The sequence below is a fragment of the Streptomyces cahuitamycinicus genome (genome assembly GCF_002891435.1).
GTDB classification, from domain to species: domain Bacteria; phylum Actinomycetota; class Actinomycetes; order Streptomycetales; family Streptomycetaceae; genus Streptomyces; species Streptomyces cahuitamycinicus.
Genome location: NZ_POUC01000579.1, coordinates 1 through 3,991 on the forward strand (window position 1 = coordinate 1; position 3,991 = coordinate 3,991).

Annotated in this window: 3 protein-coding genes and 2 pseudogenes; all 5 read left to right on the plus strand. The window is 69.8% G+C overall.

Features of this window, described 5'->3' with window-relative positions:
* Positions 1–490: 490 nt before the first annotated feature.
* The gene (locus C1J00_RS47780) at positions 491–1,525 is read left to right on the plus strand and encodes a M28 family peptidase (protein ID WP_102913697.1); all 1,035 of its coding nucleotides are present in this window, start codon (positions 491–493) and stop codon (positions 1,523–1,525) included.
* Between the two features lie 339 nt (positions 1,526–1,864).
* Positions 1,865–2,104: a hypothetical protein gene (locus tag C1J00_RS39575; RefSeq protein WP_102913698.1), complete on the plus strand. Its 240-nt coding sequence runs from the start codon at positions 1,865–1,867 to the stop codon at positions 2,102–2,104.
* Positions 2,104–2,481: a fic family toxin-antitoxin system, toxin component gene (locus tag C1J00_RS39580; protein ID WP_102913699.1), complete on the plus strand. Its 378-nt coding sequence runs from the start codon at positions 2,104–2,106 to the stop codon at positions 2,479–2,481. Before C1J00_RS39575 ends, C1J00_RS39580 begins: the two co-directional genes overlap by 1 nt.
* Before the next feature lie 454 nt (positions 2,482–2,935).
* A pseudogene (locus C1J00_RS39585) lies at positions 2,936–3,546 on the plus strand (IS701 family transposase); the annotation flags it as partial.
* Between the two features lie 60 nt (positions 3,547–3,606).
* Positions 3,607–3,855: pseudogene (locus tag C1J00_RS39590) on the plus strand (transposase family protein); the annotation flags it as partial.
* Positions 3,856–3,991: the final 136 nt, after the last annotated feature.

Here is a 3,991-nt window from a genome sequence, read left to right on the forward strand (position 1 = left end):
TGAGCTGGAGATATACCTCCCGCTCACGAGTCAGGCGACGACCGCCCCCTCCATGTCTGACCTTGCGGACCTCGAAGTCCATCGCATCCCCTGAGCTGGGGTGTTGCGACGACTACTAGAACTCAAGCTCACAGAGGGGCCCTGCCGCCATAACCGGCACACGCGCGTGACCTTCTCGCGCGGCGCAGCGCGCTGGTTGCAGTCCTGCACTACATTGATCTTGAGCGTGCGGCAGAAAACCGCAGGTGTGCCTCGCGCTGGTGGTCCAAGGAAAGACGCCCCACTTCCTGTGGGGAGATGCAGGTGCAAGGCCTGCCCGGCGCTCCAACAAGACCGCACCCCAGACAACCGGGGTGCGGTCTCTGCGTTAATGACGTCAGCGAGACACACGCGGGCGATCGACAGACCCGCTGAGGCTCCTTGGTCAGCACCGTGCCAGGGGACTGTTTGCTGGTCCGGCGTCCAGGATCCCGCACAGATCGGAGTGCCAGTGACCAACGACTCGACGGCGACGCACGGTCGGGAACCGCTTCCGGAAGCCGCCCGACTACGGCAGCACGTGGAGTTCCTCGCCGCCGAGCCGCGCAGTCGGCTGCGGACACCTCGGGCGATGCAGCGCGCCGAGGCATATGTCCATGACGAACTGACCGCCGCGGGCTGGCTCGTGGAGCGACATCCGTTCGACGCCCGCTGGCAGATCGGCTCGACGGACCGACACGGCCACCGGGCCCTCGCCCTCAAACCGCGGCTTCACCGGCGCCTGCGCGGAGCGAACCTCATCGCTTCGCTGCCCGGATCCGGCGACGGGCCGCCCGTGGTCGTCGGTGCCCATCTGGACAGCGTCAGCGGCAGTCCAGGCGCGGACGACAACGCCTCGGGCGTGGCGGTGCTCCTGGAGATGGCGCGCCTGCTGTCCGAGGCGCCCGTGCCCCCGCACGTGGTCCTGGCCGTGTTCGACATGGAGGAACTCGGACTGATCGGGGCCCGTCAGGCGGCCCGTGAACTGGGCCGCCGCGGCGGTGTGCGGGGGATGATCTGCCTGGAGTCGGTCGGCTACTTCGTGGACGACCCGGGAACGCAGCGCCTGCCCGCCGGCTTCGAGCGGATCTTCCCCGAGGCGTCCGCCGAGGCCCAGGCGGGCGGCTACCGGGGCGACTTCACCCTCGTCGTGCACCGGCGCTCCTCGGCGGGGGCCGCCGAGGAGTGGAAGCGGGCCGCCGCGGCGGCGTCTCCGGCGGTCCCGGGTCTGCTGCTGCGAGATCCGCGACCCGACGGCCTGTTGGGCCTGCTCATCGGACTGGCCGTGCCGCCCGCGGGCCACCTGGGACGCAGCGACCACGCACCGTTCTGGAACCGTGGGATCCCCGCGTTGATGCTTACGGACACCGCGAACTTCCGCAATCCGCACTACCATCGGTTGACGGACTTGCCGAGGACGCTCGATTACGAGCGTCTGGCCGCCGTCACCGCGGCCACCACCGCGACCGCCGTCTCGTGGCCCGATGCCCGACGTACGGGGGTTTAGGTCGTTTAGGTCGAGCACGGCCACCGCCAACCGGGTGTCACCGTCCCTCAGTGCCAGCTCGAGCGCGCCCGCGCGAGAGCAGCGCCGGCCTGACGGTGGCCCGGCCAATGCGGCGGCTGGCGTTACTGTGCGTGAGGGACGTCTGCACCTCAGCGACGTGCCGGTAGAAGAACAGGCGGCGAGCGACGCCATGATCGCGGCGGTGGCGCAGGCCGCCAGCGTGCGGGCGGAGGGCGACGCAACGGGGTCTTCTGAGCTCGCGGGCGCCGAACCGCAGCGGCGCCCGGCCCGAGGTCCCTGCGCGGGTACGATCTCGGTAACAGCTGTTACCATGCTGGTATGGCTAAGACACAACTGGGCGCCCGCGTGGACGAAGACGTCGCGGAACTCGCAAAGATGCGCGCCGCCGACTTGGGGCTGAGTATCGGGGACTACCTCGCGCGGCTGGTGCAGGACGACGCCAGCGGGCTGCGTGCCCGAGCGGTGGGGGCGGCCGCCCGCTTCCTGGCCGACCACCAGGCGGTCTTCGATGAGGCCGAAGAGGCCCAGCAGGCACACCGGGGAGCACGCGCGGCCTGATGGACCTGCACATCGACGTTCCCTGGATCCTGCAGGTCGCCGAGGCCGCTGGGGCGGACGATCCGGCCCCCGATGACTACGGTGTCCCGGTCTCGGCGGTTGCCCGCCACCGGGCCGAGCTGTTTGAGCACCCCGTCTACGACGGCCCCTATGCCAAGGCCGCCGCCCTGGTGCACACCCTGGGCCGATGCCGCTGGCTGGAGCGCTCCAACATGGCCGTCGCCGCCGCGTCCGGCGTCATGTACCTCGAAGCCGCCGGGATCTCCGTCAAGCCCGGCCACGAGGACGCCGTCGCCCTCAAGAACCTGCTCCTCGACCCCGCCTGCACCGCCGGGAACATTGCCGCTCTGCTGCGGACCTGGCCCACCACCACCTGACGCCCGCAGGCCAGCCTGGCGCCGGGTCCGGTATCGGCCCGCGCGGAGACCGGTGAGCCGCACCCCACGCGCACGCGGTCTCAGCAGCGCAGCAAGAACCGCGACCCCAGGGACGAGCAGCCTGCAGCAGATCCGTGGCGCCCCGTCACCCCGCCGGCCTTCACCGCGACAGGCCGTTTGTGCACCGGCGTGCCTCGGTCAGCTGCGTCCCCCACCCCCGCCAGGTGTCGGGAGTGCGGATGCGGCAGCCCGGCTGCTGGTGGTGATCAAGGCGGTCAGCGGCGGGGCGGAACGGGAACGGGAGCGGGAGGCGGATCTCAGGGCCGGTCGAGGACAGCGCCGAAGAGGGGATCAAACGGATCGCCTTCGTAGCCGAGGACCAGGCAGAGTCCTTCGCGACCTGTCCCTGGGAGGGTTCCACGAGTCGAGCTCACCGCCTACCGTGCACGAGCTCGGCTTGGAGGAACGCAAGCTGCCCTACGCGGGGGGATTTCCTCCCGCCACAGCGCCCATCCCGCCGACGCCCGGATCGTCCAGCCCGCCTACGCGGGCACCGGACGACCACCGAAAATGCAGTACGCCGAGTCTGCGCAGAGCGTGAAGGACCTGGTCATCGCGGCCGGCCGGACGGCCGCCAGGCCGGTGTCCTGGCGGGAGGGCTCCCGGCCCGGCAAAGGCCAGAGTGGCTTCAAGCGCATGTACGCGCGGTTCGTCGCCCTGCGGATCCGGCCCGCCGGACGCGGAATCCGCAAGACCAGCGACGGTCCTGAGCCGCCTGAGCGCTGGCTGCTGGCCGAATAGCCGGCCGGCGAGAGCGAACCGGTGCAGTTCTGGCTCTCCAACCTGCCCTCCGGGATGCCGCTGGCCACCCTGGTGCGGCTGGCCAAGCTGCGATGGCGCAGCGAACACGACTACCGGGAGATGAAACAGGCCCTGGGCCTGGCCCTCTTCGAAGGCCGCACCTGGAGCGGCTGGCACCACCACGTCACCCTCGTCTCCGCCGCCCACGCCTTCTGCACCCTGCAACGACTGGCACGCGACCCAAGAGACGTGCCGCAGGACTGAGCCTCTACCAAGTAGTCCGGGAACTGCAGACACTCCTCGCCACCTGGACCGGCGGCTGCGGTTCTCGCCGACCGCGCCTACCAGGGCGCCGGCGCCGCATTTCGAACTCCCTACTACCACCACAGCGAACAGCCCGAGCATTACCAGCAGTTCAACCGCGACCACGCCCGTCTGCGAGCACCCGGCGAACGCGCCTTCGCTTAGCTGAAGTCCTGGCGAATGCTCCGCCGGGCCCGTTGCTCCACCCGCCGTATCGGCACCATCGTCCAGGCTGTCCACACACTGCTTTCCTGCAGCTATTCAGGATGAAAGAGGTTCACTGAGCCTCTTTCATCCTGTGCTGGAGGGTGAAATGGGCTGGTCAGCGGGTGTGGTGACGAGGCAGGGCCCCTCGTCGTTGGTGTGGTGATTCCACTCAACACACTGGTGACCGAAGGGGCCCTGT